The sequence below is a fragment of the Gryllotalpicola sp. genome (genome assembly GCF_027352875.1).
Classification (GTDB): Bacteria; Actinomycetota; Actinomycetes; order Actinomycetales; family Microbacteriaceae; genus Gryllotalpicola.
Genome location: NZ_DAIEII010000064.1, coordinates 21,338 through 36,008, shown reverse-complemented (window position 1 = coordinate 36,008; position 14,671 = coordinate 21,338). Strand labels below are relative to the sequence as shown.

Annotated in this window: 16 protein-coding genes and 1 pseudogene; 3 read left to right on the top strand and 14 right to left on the bottom strand. The window is 68.5% G+C overall.

All coding sequences use genetic code 11. The annotated features are described in order from the left end of the window. Positions 1-12: 12 nt before the first annotated feature. The 6 genes from M7D61_RS07735 to rpmB all read right to left on the bottom strand — a co-directional run bounded on the left by M7D61_RS07735 (position 13) and on the right by rpmB (position 4,607). Positions 13-1,293, bottom strand: a complete 1,281-nt coding sequence (locus tag M7D61_RS07735; RefSeq protein ID WP_298229189.1) for an AAA family ATPase — start codon at positions 1,291-1,293, stop codon at positions 13-15. A 63-nt stretch (positions 1,294-1,356) separates the two neighbouring features. Next, on the bottom strand, positions 1,357-3,321 hold the full coding sequence (locus tag M7D61_RS07730; protein ID WP_298229187.1) for a cytochrome c oxidase assembly protein: 1,965 nt from the start codon (positions 3,319-3,321) through the stop codon (positions 1,357-1,359). Positions 3,322-3,435: 114 nt separating this feature from the next. Further along, complete coding sequence (locus M7D61_RS07725) at positions 3,436-3,723, bottom strand: HU family DNA-binding protein (RefSeq protein ID WP_298229185.1); 288 nt, start codon at positions 3,721-3,723, stop codon at positions 3,436-3,438. A gap of 172 nt (positions 3,724-3,895) precedes the next feature. Then, the gene (gene rpsN, locus M7D61_RS07720) at positions 3,896-4,201 is read right to left on the bottom strand and encodes a 30S ribosomal protein S14 (protein WP_298229184.1); all 306 of its coding nucleotides are present in this window, start codon (positions 4,199-4,201) and stop codon (positions 3,896-3,898) included. A 2-nt stretch (positions 4,202-4,203) separates the two neighbouring features. Next, a complete protein-coding gene (gene rpmG / locus M7D61_RS07715) occupies positions 4,204-4,371 on the bottom strand; it encodes a 50S ribosomal protein L33 (RefSeq protein ID WP_120789044.1) in 168 nt (55 codons plus the stop codon). Further along, the gene (gene rpmB / locus M7D61_RS07710; RefSeq protein ID WP_298229175.1) at positions 4,371-4,607 is read right to left on the bottom strand and encodes a 50S ribosomal protein L28; all 237 of its coding nucleotides are present in this window, start codon (positions 4,605-4,607) and stop codon (positions 4,371-4,373) included. Before rpmB ends, rpmG begins: the two co-directional genes overlap by 1 nt. A 261-nt stretch (positions 4,608-4,868) precedes the next feature. On the opposite strand from rpmB, the gene M7D61_RS07705 reads away from it, so the two are divergent. Beyond that, the gene (locus tag M7D61_RS07705; protein WP_298229173.1) at positions 4,869-5,237 is read left to right on the top strand and encodes a metalloregulator ArsR/SmtB family transcription factor; all 369 of its coding nucleotides are present in this window, start codon (positions 4,869-4,871) and stop codon (positions 5,235-5,237) included. Further along, positions 5,234-6,292: a cation diffusion facilitator family transporter gene (locus tag M7D61_RS07700; RefSeq protein ID WP_298229171.1), complete on the top strand. Its 1,059-nt coding sequence runs from the start codon at positions 5,234-5,236 to the stop codon at positions 6,290-6,292. Before M7D61_RS07705 ends, M7D61_RS07700 begins: the two co-directional genes overlap by 4 nt. 10 nt (positions 6,293-6,302) lie before the next feature. Here the strand turns inward: M7D61_RS07700 and M7D61_RS07695 are convergent, their stop codons facing one another. The 5 genes from M7D61_RS07695 to M7D61_RS07675 are packed head-to-tail and all read right to left on the bottom strand — an operon-like array spanning position 6,303 to position 10,423. After that, positions 6,303-6,701: a transcriptional repressor gene (locus M7D61_RS07695; protein ID WP_298229169.1), complete on the bottom strand. Its 399-nt coding sequence runs from the start codon at positions 6,699-6,701 to the stop codon at positions 6,303-6,305. After that, positions 6,698-7,552 (bottom strand): metal ABC transporter permease, encoded by an 855-nt coding sequence (locus M7D61_RS07690; RefSeq protein WP_298229167.1) that lies wholly within the window; start codon positions 7,550-7,552, stop codon positions 6,698-6,700. The genes M7D61_RS07695 and M7D61_RS07690 overlap by 4 nt, the downstream gene beginning before the upstream one ends. Then, on the bottom strand, positions 7,549-8,382 hold the full coding sequence (locus M7D61_RS07685; protein ID WP_298229165.1) for an ATP-binding cassette domain-containing protein: 834 nt from the start codon (positions 8,380-8,382) through the stop codon (positions 7,549-7,551). Before M7D61_RS07685 ends, M7D61_RS07690 begins: the two co-directional genes overlap by 4 nt. 10 nt (positions 8,383-8,392) lie before the next feature. Beyond that, a complete protein-coding gene (locus tag M7D61_RS07680) occupies positions 8,393-9,322 on the bottom strand; it encodes a zinc ABC transporter substrate-binding protein (protein WP_298229163.1) in 930 nt (309 codons plus the stop codon). A 33-nt stretch (positions 9,323-9,355) separates the two neighbouring features. Next, positions 9,356-10,423 (bottom strand): histidinol-phosphate transaminase, encoded by a 1,068-nt coding sequence (locus M7D61_RS07675; RefSeq protein ID WP_298229162.1) that lies wholly within the window; start codon positions 10,421-10,423, stop codon positions 9,356-9,358. Positions 10,424-10,441: 18 nt separating this feature from the next. On the opposite strand from M7D61_RS07675, the gene M7D61_RS07670 reads away from it, so the two are divergent. After that, positions 10,442-10,834, top strand: coding sequence for a phage holin family protein (locus M7D61_RS07670; protein WP_298229160.1), 393 nt, complete (start codon positions 10,442-10,444; stop codon positions 10,832-10,834). A gap of 51 nt (positions 10,835-10,885) precedes the next feature. Here M7D61_RS07670 and M7D61_RS07665 read toward each other — a convergent pair whose 3' ends face one another. From M7D61_RS07665 to M7D61_RS07655, 3 genes and pseudogenes are all read right to left on the bottom strand, one after another. Then, complete coding sequence (locus M7D61_RS07665) at positions 10,886-14,068, bottom strand: beta-phosphoglucomutase family hydrolase (protein ID WP_298229158.1); 3,183 nt, start codon at positions 14,066-14,068, stop codon at positions 10,886-10,888. Positions 14,069-14,175: 107 nt separating this feature from the next. After that, positions 14,176-14,364, bottom strand: a pseudogene (locus M7D61_RS07660) (HAD family hydrolase); the annotation flags it as partial. 45 nt (positions 14,365-14,409) lie between these two features. Next, positions 14,410-14,622 carry a hypothetical protein gene (locus M7D61_RS07655; RefSeq protein WP_298229156.1) on the bottom strand — a complete coding sequence of 71 codons (213 nt, stop codon included), beginning with the start codon at positions 14,620-14,622 and terminating at the stop codon, positions 14,410-14,412. Positions 14,623-14,671: the final 49 nt, after the last annotated feature.

Sequence of the window (14,671 nt, the reverse complement as noted above, 5' to 3'; positions counted from 1 at the left end):
GGGACCATCGTCCTATCCGGAAGCTCCGCGCATGAACCGAACCACGTCGTCATCCACCCAGATGTCACGAGGCCTCAGCGGCCGAGTGAGGTAGAGGCCGTCGAGGTCGGTGACGCGACTGAGAGCGACATAGGTCTGGCCCGGGCTGAATGCGCGTGCGCCGAGGTCGACGACGGCGCGGTCGTAGGTCTTGCCCTGCGATTTGTGGATGGTGACGGCCCAGGCGAGCCGCAGCGGGAACTGCGTGAACTCGGCGACGACGTCTTTGCTGAGGGATTTCGCCACCGGGTCGTAGCTGTACTTGTGGCGCTCCCACGTCGCCGGTTCGACCTCGACGTCCTGCCCGTCGATCTCGACCCTGACGGCGCCGCCCGTGATCCGGGTGACGGTGCCGATCGTGCCGTTGACCCAGCGCGGGGCACCCTGCCCGCCGGTGTCGTTGCGGAGGAACATCACCTGCGCCCCGGCCTTGAGCTCGAGGTTCTCGTCAGCGGGGAAGTTGCGCCCCCCGAAGTCGCCCGAGATCTCGGCCCGAGCGAGGTTGACGGCGCCGGGCAGGCGCTTCAGGCGCGCCGCGTTGATGAGGTTCACGGCATCGTTGCGGCTCGCGAGCGTGATGACCCCGTCCGTCGGCGCGGGGCGCGCGCCGGCCTCGTTGAACCGGTCGGCGATCTCCTGAGTGACCTGCCCGTAGCGCACGGCATTGAGCATGAAGCGGAACTCGGAGTCCTTCTGACGGTGCACCTCGATGAGCTCGACGACGGTGATCTCGGCATCCCGCCACACCTTCGCGTCGAAGAACCACATCGAGGCGTAGGTGTCGGCGTAGTACTGGCGCTCCTCCGGCGACAAGCCGGGCACGGGCGAGAGCTGGTACGGGTCGCCGAAGAGCACGAGCTGCACGCCGCCAAACGGGGTGTCCCGCTTGCGGGCCTGACGAAGCGCCCGGTCGATGGCGTCCATGAGATCGGCGTTGACCATCGAGACTTCGTCGATGACGACGGTGTCGATGGTGTTGAGCAGCTTCTTGAGCTCGTCGGGCTGCTCCAGAGGGTGGCCCGCGATGACCCCGATCGGCAGGCGGAACAGCGAATGGATCGTCTGGCCGCCGACGTTGAGGGCGGCGACCCCGGTGGGCGCGCACACCACGATCTGCTTCTCGGTGTGGAATGCGAGGTGGTTCAGCAGGGTCGACTTGCCGGTGCCGGCGCGGCCGGTGACGAACACGTGGTCACGGGTCTTCTCGATGCGGTCGAAGACCGCCTGCTGTTCGGGAGTGAGGACAGAACCCACTGGCCGAGCGTAACCCGCCTATCGGTGGCGACGCCGCCGCGTGACGATCCGCTGGATCATCGCTTAGAGCGGCTTGTCGCGCTCGGCCAGGTGCTGCAGCATCCGGTTGTACTCCTCGACATCGGCGCCGCCCGACCGGTCGGAGGCGCGGTCCTTGCGTTTGCTCTCCTTGGCGTCGAGTCGGCTCCACTGGATGGCGACGGTGATGGCGAGGACAACGGTGGGGATCTCGCCGATGCTCCAGGCGATCCCGCCCGCAAGTTGCTGGTCGGCCATGGGGGTGTCGCCCCAGGTGCGGCCCATCGCGCCGAACCAGTCGGGAAGGAACATCCCGGTGCTCTCGATGATGGAGAGGCCGAAGAAGGCATGGAACACCATCGTGCCGAGCAGCAGCAGCAGGCGCATCGGCGACGGCAGCCGGTACGGCACCGGGTCGATGCCGACGAGAGACTGCACGAAGAGGTATCCGGTGATGAGGAAGTGGACGACCATCCACTCGTGCCCGATGTGGTTCGTCGTCGCCCACCGGAACAGCGGCGAGTAGTAGAACACCCAGAGGCTGCCGACGAAGAGCACCGCCGAGACGACGGGGTTGGCGAGCAGGCGGCCGTACCAGGAGTGCACGCCGAGCAGCAGCCACTCGCGGCCGCCGCGCGAACCGTCGTCGCGCTTGTCGATGGCGCGCATCGCGAGGGTGACGGGAGCACCGGGCACGAGCAGCAGCGGCACCGCCATGGCGAGCAGCATGTGGATCGTCATATGCGCCGAGAACAAGTACGTCTCGTACATGTTGATGCCGCCGTTGGTGACATAGGCGAGCACGAGGATTCCGGCGACCCAGCTCACCGTGCGGAGGATCGGCCACCGGTCGCCGCGTCTCACGAGCCGCCGGACGCCCGCGAGGTAGAAGAACAGCGCGAGACCGGCGGCGACGAGCCAGAGCGGGTCGATGTTGAAGCCGAAGAGCAGCGTCTGCAGTGAGACCGGCGGCGGCAGCGGCTGCCCGGTGAGGATCTCGGCGGGCGACGTGCCGATGGCCGTCTGATCCACGGGCGGTGCGGTGCGCGCGAGGGCGGCCGCGACACCCGAGGCGATGCCCATGACGGCGAGCTCGACGACGACGAGCCACCAGAACGAAGTCGGCTTGCCGCCGGCATCCAGCCGCCGGATGAGCCGGGTGCGCTGCATCGCGCCGCCCACGCCGAGCGCGACGAGCGCCCCGACCTTGGCGAGCACGAGCACGCCGTACGGCGTGAGCAGGTTGGCCAGCGTGCCGACCCTGAGCTGCGCGCTGAGGTAGCCGGAGAATGCGACGACGACGAAGCACAGCAGCGCGAAGCTCGAGTACCGCCGCAGCACGATGACGAGCCGGTCGCCCGCGATCGTGCGGCGGATGAGGACGAGCGTGAGCAGCCCGCCGATCCACACCGCGGCGCCGACGATGTGCAGGCCGAGGGCGGTGATGGCGAGGTTGTGGCCGCTGGTGCCGGCCGCGTGTCCCTGCAGCGCGATGGGCACGAGCGCGAACACGGCGAGCGCCGTGACGAAGACGAGGGCGATGTGGTTGCGCACGGCGAAGGCGAGCACGGTGACGACCGCGGCCGTCGCCGTGGTGATGAGCCACGCCTGGCCCAGCTGCACCTGGGTGATGAACTGCAGGAACTGCTGGGTGAAGGCCTCCCCAGCCGAGAACGCCGTGCCGGATGCGTCGAGGAAGGTGAGCACGGTGACGACGCCGGATGCCACCGTCATGATCGCGGCTGAGGCCGCGGTGACGTCGAGCGCCTTCCCGAATTCGGGCTTGGCGGGGCTGAGCGCGAAGACGACGAGCCCGAGCGAGCCGATCATGCCCGCCGCCGAGAGGTCGACGAGCATGCGGGCGACCGGCAGTCCCCAGCGCACGAGCGGGCCGGGGTCGCCGAGCGCGAGCGGGGCCGCCGCACCGCCGATGGCGAGGGCGGCGAGGATCGCGGCGAGCGCGGCTACGACCAGCGCGACCGGGCCGGCGACGCGCTGCACCCTGATCACCGACTCAGCCTATTTCGCTCGCCGTTGGCCGACTGACGCCGAAACCGCCGAGGACGGCCATGGCGAAAAAAGTGGGGCTCCCGAACGGGGAGCCCCACCGGAGAGCAGCTGGAGCTACTTGACAGCAGCCTTGAGCTTGCTGCCGGCGGTCAGCTTGACGCGGTGGCCAGCGGCGATCTTGATCTCGGCGCCCGTCTGCGGGTTGCGGCCGGTGCGCGCAGCAGTGGCGGTGCGCTCGGCGGCGAGCCAGCCCGGGATGGTGACCTTGCCGCCCTTGGAGACGGTCGATGCGATGGTCTCGAAGAAAGTGTCGATGACACCGCCGACGGCGGCCTGGCTCAGACCGGTCGATCCCGCGACGGCGGCGACGAGCTCGGTCTTGTTGAGGGACTTGTCAGCCATTGATGGTCCTTTCTGTGGGCCGATGGCCCGATGTGTCTGGCCGGTTGGCCACGCCACAAACTAGCAGTGTTTCCGCGGAAACACGCGGAATTCCGGGCCTTTTCGACGCTCGACGCAAAGAAATCGGCCCCCGGAAACGGGAGCCGATTTCGTGAGATGCCGCGCCGTCGAACTACCAGCTCGACTTGGTGATGCCGGGCAGCTCGCCGCGGTGGGCCATGTCGCGGAAGCGGATGCGCGAAATGCCGAACTTGGCGAGGACACCGCGGGGGCGGCCGTCGATGGCATCGCGGTGGCGCAGGCGCACCGGCGACGCGTCGCGCGGCAGCTTCTGCAGGCCGACGCGCGCGGCTTCGCGCTCTTCGTCGGTCGAGGTCGGGCTGACCAGGGCCTTCTTCAGCTCGGCACGCTTCGCCGCGTAGCGGGCGACGACGACCGCCCGCTGGTTGTTCTTCGCGATCTTGCTCTTCTTAGCCATGGTTAGCGCTCCTCGCGGAAGTCGACGTGCTTCCGAATGATGGGGTCGTACTTCTTGAGCACGAGACGGTCGGGGTCGTTGCGGCGGTTCTTCTTCGTCACGTAGGTGTAACCGGTGCCTGCCGTCGAACGGAGTTTGATGATCGGGCGGATGTCCTGCTGCTTGGCCACTAGAGCTTCACCCCGCGCGCGATGATGTCCTTGACGACGGCCTCGATGCCGCGGGCGTCGATCACCTTGATGCCCTTGGCCGAAACGGTCAGCGTGACCTTCCGCTTCAGCGACGGGACGTAGTACGTCTTCTTCTGCACGTTCGGGTCGAACCGGCGGTGGGTACGCCGGTGCGAGTGCGAGACGTTCATGCCGAAGCCGGGAGTGGCTCCGGTCACCTGGCACACAGCGGCCATGACTCCTCCTTCAGTACCGATGGCCCGGACGGGCCACCCCAAGATCTCTTGTCTGCACCCGCCGATCGCCGATCTTCTCAGAGGGGGATTGGCGGGTACGAACTGAACGGAGGGGAACCCCGCTCAGCCGAGGAGCCAGTCTAGCCTGGACTCGGGTCTTCCCCAAATCAGCGCCGGCGGACTCCAGCGGAGAGCCCGGACGCCGGATTCTGCGTACCTCAGCTGTCCATGCCATGCCATAATCTGCGTGTGGATGCAGATATGCGGACATGCGGGCTCGATCCCGATTCCGAGTACGTCGAATTGGCGGTCGAAGTGTTCGCGATGCTCGCCGACGCGACCCGAGTGCGAATCGTCCTCGCGCTTCGGAATGCAGAGGAGCTCTCGGTGAACCACCTCGCGAACGTCGTCGGTAAGTCACCGGCGGCCGTGTCGCAGCACCTCGCCAAGCTGCGCATGGGCCGGATGGTCACCACTCGGCAGGACGGCACCCGGATCTTCTACCGGCTCGCCGACGAGCACGTCTCCGACCTCGTGACGGATGCCATCAAGCAGGCCGAGCACTCGATCGCAGGCGGCGCCACCCCGCGACACCACCAGGCACCGACGCTGATCGAGGAGCGCGCATGAGCGACGACCATCGGCACGACTCGCACGACCACTCTCATGAGCACGGTCACACGCATCCGCACGACCACGACCACGACCACGACCACGACCACGACCACGACCATTCTCATCCGCACGGCGGCGCGAAGGGCTTCCTCTACGACCTGTTCGTGCCCCACACTCACGACTCGGCCGACTCGATCGACGACGCGCTGGAGGCCAGCGTCGTCGGCGTCCGGGCGCTGAAGATCAGCATGTTCGGATTGCTCGCGACGGCCGTCCTGCAGGTCGCCGCCGTCCTGCTCACGAGCTCGGTCGCCCTGCTCGCCGACACGATCCACAATTTCGCCGACGCCCTCACCGCCGTGCCGCTCTGGATCGCCTTCGTGCTCGGCCGCCGCCTGGCGACCCGGCGGTACTCCTACGGGTACGGTCGCGCCGAGGACATCGCCGGCATGTTCATCGTCTTCGTCGTCGCACTGTCGGCCGTCGTCGCCGGCTGGGAGGCCATCGACCGGTTCGCCCACCCGCATGCGATCCAGAATCCGTGGTGGCTGATGGCCGCAGGGTTCATCGGCTTCATCGGCAACGAGCTCGTGGCGATCTACCGCATCCGCATCGGCCAGCGGATCGGCTCCGCTGCACTCGTCGCCGACGGCGTCCACGCCCGGATCGACGGCTTCACGTCGCTGTCCGTCGTGCTGGGAACGATCGGAGTGCTGCTCGGATTCCCCCTCGCCGACCCGATCGTCGGCCTGCTCATCGCGATCTCGATCCTCGTGCTGCTGTGGGGCACCGTGAAGTCGATCGGCGCACGCCTCATGGACGCGATCGACCCGGCCCTCGTCGAGCGGGTCGAGCACGCCCTCGAGCACACCCCGGGCATCGCAGAGGTGACGGCCATCCGGCTGCGCTGGATCGGGCACCGGCTCACCGGATCGGCGACCGTCGAGGTCGAGACGGCGGAGCTCGACGAGGCGCACCGCATCGCCGACCATGCCCTGGGCCACCTCCGCGACGACGTGCGGAACCTCGACGACTTCACCATCACGCCGATCGCGCATCAGCGCGCCTGACGTCGGCGCCTCAGCGTGCGCGCGCGCCCTTCATGCAGTCGGCGCAGAGGCCGAACACGTCGACGACGTGCCGCGGCTGAGTGAATCCGTGGGATGCCGCCACATCGTGCGCCCACTGCTCGATCGGCTCGGCCGAGATCTCGATGGTGAGCCCGCACTCCGTGCAGATGAGGTGGTGGTGGTGCTGGCCCAACGTGCACGCCCGGTAGAGACTCTCGCCCTCCGGCGACTGCAACGAGTCGGCCTCGCCGTCGGTGGCGAGGCTCGAGAGCGTGCGGTAGACGGTGGCAAGGCCGATCGGCGAGCCGCCCTCGCGCAGGCTGCCGTAGAGCGACTGGGCGCTGACGAACCCCGGCGCGTCGGCCAGGGCCTCGCGCACCGCGTCGCGCTGCCAGGTGTTCCGCTTCACGCTTCCACTATCCGCCCGTCGCGGCCGCGGCGCGAGCGCGCCCAGCCGACGACCCGGCACACCAGGTAGATGAGGAACGAGATCGTCGTGACATAGGGGCTGATCGGCACCGAACCGCCGAGGGCGAGCAGGATTCCGCCGACCATCGACACCACGCCGAACACGACTCCGAGCACCGGCACCACCACCGGCGACGACGACAGCTGCAGGGCCGCCGCGGCCGGTGTCACCAGGATCGAGAGCACGAGCAGCGCCCCCACGATCTGCACCGAGACCGCGACGGTGAGTCCGAGCAGCAGCATGAACACGATCGACAGCGTGCGCGCCGGCACCCCGCGGGCGATGGCGACGTCGGCATCCACGCTCGCGAACATCAGCGGCCGCCACACCACGCCGAGCCCGACGAGCACGATGCCGGCGATGACGAGCAGCGAGCCGAGCTGCGGCGCGTCGATCGCGACGATCTGCCCGGTGAGCAGGCCGAACTTGTTCGCCGCGCGACCGCTGTAGAGCGCGAGGCACAGGATGCCGAGGCCGAGCCCGAACGGCATGAGCACCGCCGTGATGGAGTTCCGGTCGCGAGCGCGCACGCCGAGCACCCCGACGATCAGGGCCGCGACGAGCGAGCCCACCAGCGAGCCCGTCGTGACCCCGACACCGAGCAGCAGTCCGGCCGAGGCGCCGGCGAAGGTGAGCTCGCTGATGCCGTGGACGGCGAAGGCCATGTCCCGGGTCATGACGAAGACACCGATGAGGCCGCCGATGAGGCCGAGCACCGCGCCGGCGATGATCGAGTTCTGCTCGAGCGCGACGAGCGCACCGAAGTCGGTGAAGTCGAAGAGCGAATTCACGGCACCCCCTCCTCGTACAACGTGCCCACTGACGCCGGCTCGGGGTCGTGGTGAGCCTCATCCGGTGTGCCGACGACGAGGATGCGGTCGCGGACCCGCAGCACGTCGACCGGCGCCCCGTACAGCTCGGTGAGCACCTCGGAGCGCAGCACCTCGTCGGGGGCGCCGATGCGGAAGCCGCCCCCGGCGAGGTAGAGCACTCGGTCGACCATGGGCAGCACCGGATTGATGTCGTGAGTGACGAAGAGCACGCCGAATCCGCGCTCGTGCCGCTGCTGGTCGATGAGCTCGCTCACGCCCTGCTGGTGGGCGAGGTCCAGGGACGCGAGCGGCTCGTCGCAGAGCAGCAGCACCGGGTCGCCGGCGAGCGCCTGGCCGATGCGCAGCCGCTGCTGCTCGCCGCCCGACAGCGTGGCGATCGGGACCGCGGCGTAGGCCGTCGCGCCCACCGCGGCGAGCAGCGCGTCGACCGCGGCGCGCCGAGCGCGCGACGGCAGCCGGATGCCCCAGTTGTCGCCGTCGACGCCAAGGGCGACAAGGTCGCGGGCGCGCAGCGGGGTGCCCTGGTCGGCAAGCTTCTGCTGCGGCACGTACCCGATGCGGCGATCGCCGCGCGCGATCGGCTCACCGAGCAGCTCGATGGTGCCGCGCTCGAGCGGACGCTGACCGAGGATGGCGCGCAGCAGGCTCGTCTTCCCCGAGCCATTGGCACCGAGGACCGCGATGAACTCGCCGGCGCGGACGTCGAGGTCGAGGCCTTCCCAGATCGTGCGGGTGTCGAATCGCAGCGTGGCATCGCGCACGCTGAGAACGATTCTCGATTCCGACACAGGATCGAGACTACTGGCCAAGCGCGGTTCCGATCGCGGCGAGATCGCCGGTCATCCAGGCGAGGTAGTCCTTGCCGCTGGGCAGCGTCTCGCGCACCGCCACGATCGGAATGCCGTCCCGGCTCGCCGCCGCGAGCACCGCCTGGGTCTCCGGCCCGGTTGTCTGCTCGTTGTAGGCGAGGAGCTTGACCTTCCTCTGGTCGAAGAGGGCGAGGGTCTGCTGCAGCACGCTCGGAGCCACGCCGGAGCCCTGCTCGACCGCCGCGCTGAACTCGGCCGGGGTCTTGTTGACGAGGCCGATCGCACCGAAGAGGTAGAGCGGCACCGATTCGGTGATCGCCGCAGGGGTGCCCGCGTACTGGGCCTTGAGCTGGGCCGCTGTCGCTTCGAGCCTGCCCAGCGCGGTGTCGAACGCCGCCGCGTTCGCCGCGTAGTCGGCGGCCCGGCCCGGGTCGAGCCTCGCAAGCGCGTTCGCGATCGCATCGGCGACCTTGCCGACGGTCGGGAAGTCGTACCAGAGGTGCTCGTTGAAGCCGCCGGATGCCGGGTGCTGGTCGTAGCCCGAGAGGTCGGCGGCGTTGAGGATCGTCGCACCCGTGCCCACCGCGCTCGTCATGCGGTCCATGAAGTCGTCGTAGCCGCCGCCGTTCTCGACGATGAGCTGCGCCTTCGAGACCGCGAGCTGATCGCGCGCATCGGCCTCGTACTCGTGCGGGTCCTGCGCCGGGCTGTTGATGATCGAGGTCACGGCGACATCGGTGCCTCCGACGGCGGCAGCGATGCTCCCCCAGACGTCCGTCGAGGCAACGATCCGCACGTTGGCGGTGCCGGGAGCGTCGGTGGCGAAGGTCACACCGCCCGTCGGTCCAGCCGAACAGCCGGCAAGTGCCGAGACGGCGATCGCCACCGCGATCGGCGCGACGAGGGCTCGGATCTTCACCAGGCTGACGCTAGTACTTATTGATAATGATTGTCAAAACCAGGTAGAGCGGACGGACTGCGCGAGATCGAGAACCCGGTCGACGGACTCCTCCTCGCCGACCGAGATCCGGACGCCCTCGTGCCCGAACGAGCGCACCGCGGCATCCCCGTCGAAGAACACGTCGGCGGCCTCGGGAGTGCGCTCGCCGAGCGGAAGCCAGACGAAGTTCGCCTGTGCGTCGGGCACGGTCCAGCCCTGTGCGAGCAGTCCGGCGCGCAGCCGCCCACGGCGAGCGACCAGGGTCGCCACCCGTTCGAAGAGCTCCGCCTCGCGATCCAGCGAGGCGAGCGCGGCGGCGAGACCGAGATCGGTGTAGCCGAACGGCACGGCCGTCGCGTGTGCCGCCGCGAGCAGCCGGGCCGGGCCGATCGCGTAGCCGACGCGCAAGCCCGCGAGTCCGTACGCCTTCGAGAAGGTGCGCAGCAGCACGAGGTTGGGGTAGCGGCCGATGAGGGATGCCCCGTCGACGGCATCCGGATCGGTGGCGAACTCGCGGTACGCCTCGTCGAGCAGCACGAGCACGTCGGCGGGCACCTGCGCGAGGAAGGCCTCGAACGCCGCCTGCGACACCGCGGGACCGGTCGGATTGTTGGGCGAACAGACAACCACCACGCGGGTGCGCTCGGTGACGGCGGCGGCGAGGGCATCGAGATCGTGTTCCGCCGAATCGGTGAGCGGCACGCGCACACTCACTGCGCCCGCAATCGTCACCATGATCGGATACGCCTCGAAGGACCGCCAGGCGTAGACGATCTCGTCGCCCGCCGAACACGCGGCGAGGAAGAACTGCTGGAGCAGCGACGCCGACCCGGCGCCGACGAGCGTCTCGGCGAATTCGACGTCGAATTTGTCGGCGAGACGGCTGCGCAGCGCGACGGCGGCCTGCTCGGGATACCGATTGATCGCGGTGACCGAGCGGGCGGCCTCGAGCACACCGAGCAGCGGATCGAAGGGGTTCTCGTTGCTCGAGAGCTTGAAGCCGTGAGGGGAAGGAGTCCGCCCCTGCTGGTACGCGCCGAGCGCCGCGATCTCGGGGCGAAGCTTCACGTTCTCGCTCACCCCACCTACGGTAGTGGCATGCGATTCGTCGTGAAACTGCTCGTCGGCGCCTTCGCGCTCTGGCTCACCACGGTCATCGTCGGCGGCATCAGCGTGACCGACTGGACCGGCCGCGGCGGCTGGCCCATGTTCTGGACCTACCTGCTGCTCGCCGCGATCTTCGGCATCGTCAACGCCGTCGCCGGCACCGTCATCAAGATCGCGCTGCTGCCGCTCTACCTGCTGACCCTCGGCCTCGTCTCGTTCTTCGTCAACGCCTTCCTGCTCTTCATCGTCATGTGGCTCAGCAACTGGTGGGGCTTCGGATTGCACATCGCCGGCTTCTGGTGGGGCGTGCTCGGCGCCCTCGTGCTCGGCGTCGTCACCTGGCTCGCCGGCCTCATCGTGCGGCCGCTCACGCTGAAGCGCTAGACGTGAGCCTCAAGGAGAATCAAACAAAAGCGGATCGAACACTCAAATCGTCTAGGCCGACGGCAGTGCCTCATCGGTCAGCGGGAAGTCCTGAGATTCGTCCCCAGCCAGCGACGCCCAGGCGGCTCCTACCCTGAACCGGATCGGGGGCGCAGGACTGGGCAGCAGGTGGAGGTGCAGGGCTTCGTGATCCAGATCCACGTCGACCCGGTGCCCCCGATAGGCGAATTGAAAACGGACTCTCGCCAATCGTCGCGGCAACCGCGGCACGAAGCTGATCTGCTTCGAGCCGAAGTGCAGGCCAGCGAAGGATCGGGCGATGAGGTCGACGGTGCCGGCCATCGCCCCGAGGTGGATGCCTTCGCGGGTCGTTCCTCCTTGGGTGTCATCCAGGTCGGCGATGAGCGCTTCGCGGAAGAGGGCCCACGACCGGGACTCGTCGAGGCCGGCGAGAACCGAGGCGCTTACGACTCGGCTGAGCGTTGACCCGTTCGACGTGCGGTCGAGGTAGTAGGCGACGGTGCGGACGAGGTCGTCCTGGGAGAAGCGGTAGCCGAGCTTCGCGAGCTGTTGCTTCAGTCCATCCTGGCCGAGCAGGTAGACGAGCATGACGACATCGGGCTGCTTGGCCAGCTTGTACCGGTTGGTGCTGTCGTTCTCGGATTCGAGGATGAGGTCGAGGCGGCCGGTGTTCCCGTATCGGGCCCGGTACCCGGCCCAGTCGAGTTCGAGAAGGTGCTCGTACCCCTCGAACTGGCTGAGGATGCCGTCGGCATGGAAGGGTACGGCGAGCCGTCGACTCAGCCGTGCCCAGTGAGCGATCTCGTCGGGGTCGATTCGCAGACGATCGATGACCTCGTCGCGGGCGTGACCGGCCAGCTCATCGAGAGCCTCACCGGCGCGCTCGCAGACCCAGGCGACCATGATGTTCGTATAGCTGTTGTCGCGGACCCCTTCACCGGGAGCGTCCGGGTAGCCGTCGTGGTATTCGTCGGGTCCCATCACCCCCGCGATGTGGAAGCGGTCGGTGACCAGGTCAGGCACGGCGGAGGCGGCGAAGGAACGGGCGACCTCGATGATGAGTTCCGCCCCGCGGTCGGCCAGCCAGTCGCGGTCCGCGGTGACCTGGTAGTGCTGCCAGGAATTGTAGGCGACCGCCAATCCCACGTGCCGTTGACGGCGGGAGTGGTCCGGCATCCAGCGCGCGGAGAGAGGGTTGTACAACGCATCCGGCGTCTCCTCCCGGCCGTCGCTGCCGCTCTGCCACGGGAACAGCGCTCCCGGCAGACCCGCCGCTCGTGCCGCTGTCCGGGCGGCGTCCAGCCGATGCCACCGGTAGTCCAGCAGGGAGCGGGCGACCTGCGGCAGTCTCTGCCCGAGCACCGGAAGCACGAACAGCTCGTCCCAGAAGACGTGCCCCCGGTAGCCCTCGCCGTGCAAGCCGCGGGCCGGCACGCCGGCGTCCAGGTCAGCGGTGTGCGGGGAGAGGGTCTGCAGCATATGGAAGATGTGGAGGTTCAGCACGAGTTGACTGCGCGGGTCGGCCTCGATGGTGGTGGCGAAGCGCTGCCAGAGTCGCTCCCAGGCCGCCTGGTGACGATCGAGCGCGCCGGCCGTGTCCTCGGCATGGTCGTCAAGTCGCTTGACAGCGGCGATCCCCGGTGAAGCGATCGCAACGTCGCGGGAGCTGAAGATCGCGGCCGTCTTCGTGAGCGTCGCCGGCCTTCCGTCCACGAGTGCGAGCTCGACCTCCCTGCTGTAGCGGCGTCCAGCTCTCGTGCCCAGTTCCTTCCAGGCGCCCTCCGCGCCGGACAGGCGCAGTCGGACGGCGGTGGCAAGCCGTACCGCGCTGTGCCGGGTCTCCACCTCGCAGAGGAGGGTGTCGCCGAGTTGCGTGAATGTCGGCGGGGAGAGGTGCGTCGCATCGGACCCGAGGTAGGCGGGGACGTTGGTGTTGCGGATGCCGGCGTCGATTCCGGCCCGCAGGGTGACCTTGCCGTCCCATCCGAATGCGACGACCGTGGTCTCCAGGACGGCCAGGTGCGGGTCATCCATCGAGACGAACGATCGCTGCACTACCTTCAACTGCTTGCCGCGCGGACCCACAAGGGTCGCTTGCCGGGTCGACACCCCCCGACGCAGGTTCACCTCGCGCCGTTCGTCGTGCGTTTCGACTTTCCCGCTCGACCACCACGAACCGCCGCCGATCCGAATATCCAGCGGGAGCCAGTTGGGCACATTGACGAGGTGCTCCTCCTCGAGGCTCCGGTCGTGGATGCTGCTAATGAGACGGTCGTAGACCCCGGCCAAGTAGGTGCCTGGGTAGTGGGTTCCGTCGTCGCTGTGCTCCGGGCGGGCACCACGAGTAACCAGGTACCCGTTGCCGAGTGCCGTCAGCGCCTCACGGTGCCCCTCGTGGGCCGGGTCGAACCCGTGGTAGACGAGGACCCACGGATCGGCAGTGACGGCTCCCAGGTCGAGTTCGCCCACGTCGTTGAGGACGATGTCCGCCCCGGCCGCCCAGAGCTCTTCACGGTGTCCGTGACGGGCGATCCCGACGACGAGGCCGAATCCGCCTCGACGGGCGGCTTCGATCCCGGAGACGGCATCCTCGACGACCGCCACGCCCTCCGGCCGGACACCGAGACGTTGGGCTGCCTCCAGGAACATGGCAGGGTCGGGCTTGCCGGGAAGCCGCTGCTCCAGGGCGATCTGACCATCCACAACGGTGTCGAACAGCCCCGCAAGCCGGGCAGCCGCGAGCATCTGCTGGGCATTGCGGCTTGCGGTGACCAGGCCGACCGGAACACCGGCGTCGCGTAGCCGGCTGAGCAACGCCGTCGTCCCCGGGTAGGAGCGCACGCCGCGCACGCCCAACTCCGCCAGGAACAGCTCGTTCTTGCGAGCGGCGAGCCCGGCGACCGTCCATGCCTCGGCGGAATCATCGGGTCTCCCGGGCTCCAGGGTGATCCCCCGGGCGCGCAGATAGGCGGAAACACCGTCTTCGCGGCTTCGACCGTCGACGTAGCGGCGGTAGTCGGCGACAGCGTCAAAGGCCTGCTCGGGATCCTCCACATGTGCCCGCGGGTCATGGAGCACCTGATCGAACAACTGCTTCCAGGCGGCGGCATGGATCGCGGCGGTGTCAGTGACCACCCCGTCCATGTCGAACAGGACCGCGTCATAGACGGCGTCAACGTCGCGAGCAGCTGTGATGCTAGGCCTTCTGTTCATCTGGGCAGGGTCTACCGGACACCGCTGAGGGCAGGCCCCGGTTCGGAACTGCTCGCCTCCGCCGGGGCTGCCTGGGCGGGCAGCCGGAGTCGCGTGAGCAACAGAGCGTTGACGCCGTCGCCGACCATCGCCACCTTCTTCCCGGCCTGCTGCAACTCGGCGATCCTGGCGTTCTTGTCCTCGGGCAGCACCTCGGCGATCACCGCGTCGATGCCCAGCAGGGAGGCGACGCGTTCGGCGGCGGGCTTGTTGTCGCCGGCGAGCATGATCGCCGCGCGTCCGCTTTCCGCGAGGAACTTCTGGGCGGTCTCGACCGGGGTGACATCTGCCCTCCTGCGCCATCAGGCGTGTGTTGTCCAGGACCACCTCCCGGCCGTCGACGGGGCGATCGCGCCCTTCCCGGCGATGTTGCGGAACGCGGACGCGGTGCGCCGTGGGATCTTCCGGGTGTCAGCATAGGCGACGATCGCCTTCGCGAGGGGGTGCTCGGGCAGCACCCGGCTGACGAGGATAAGACGGCCCGCGGGCGCGAGCCTGGCGTTACGGTGAACCACGAGAAGGCCTTCCTTCGAGTGACGGAGAACACCACCCAGAATGAAGGCC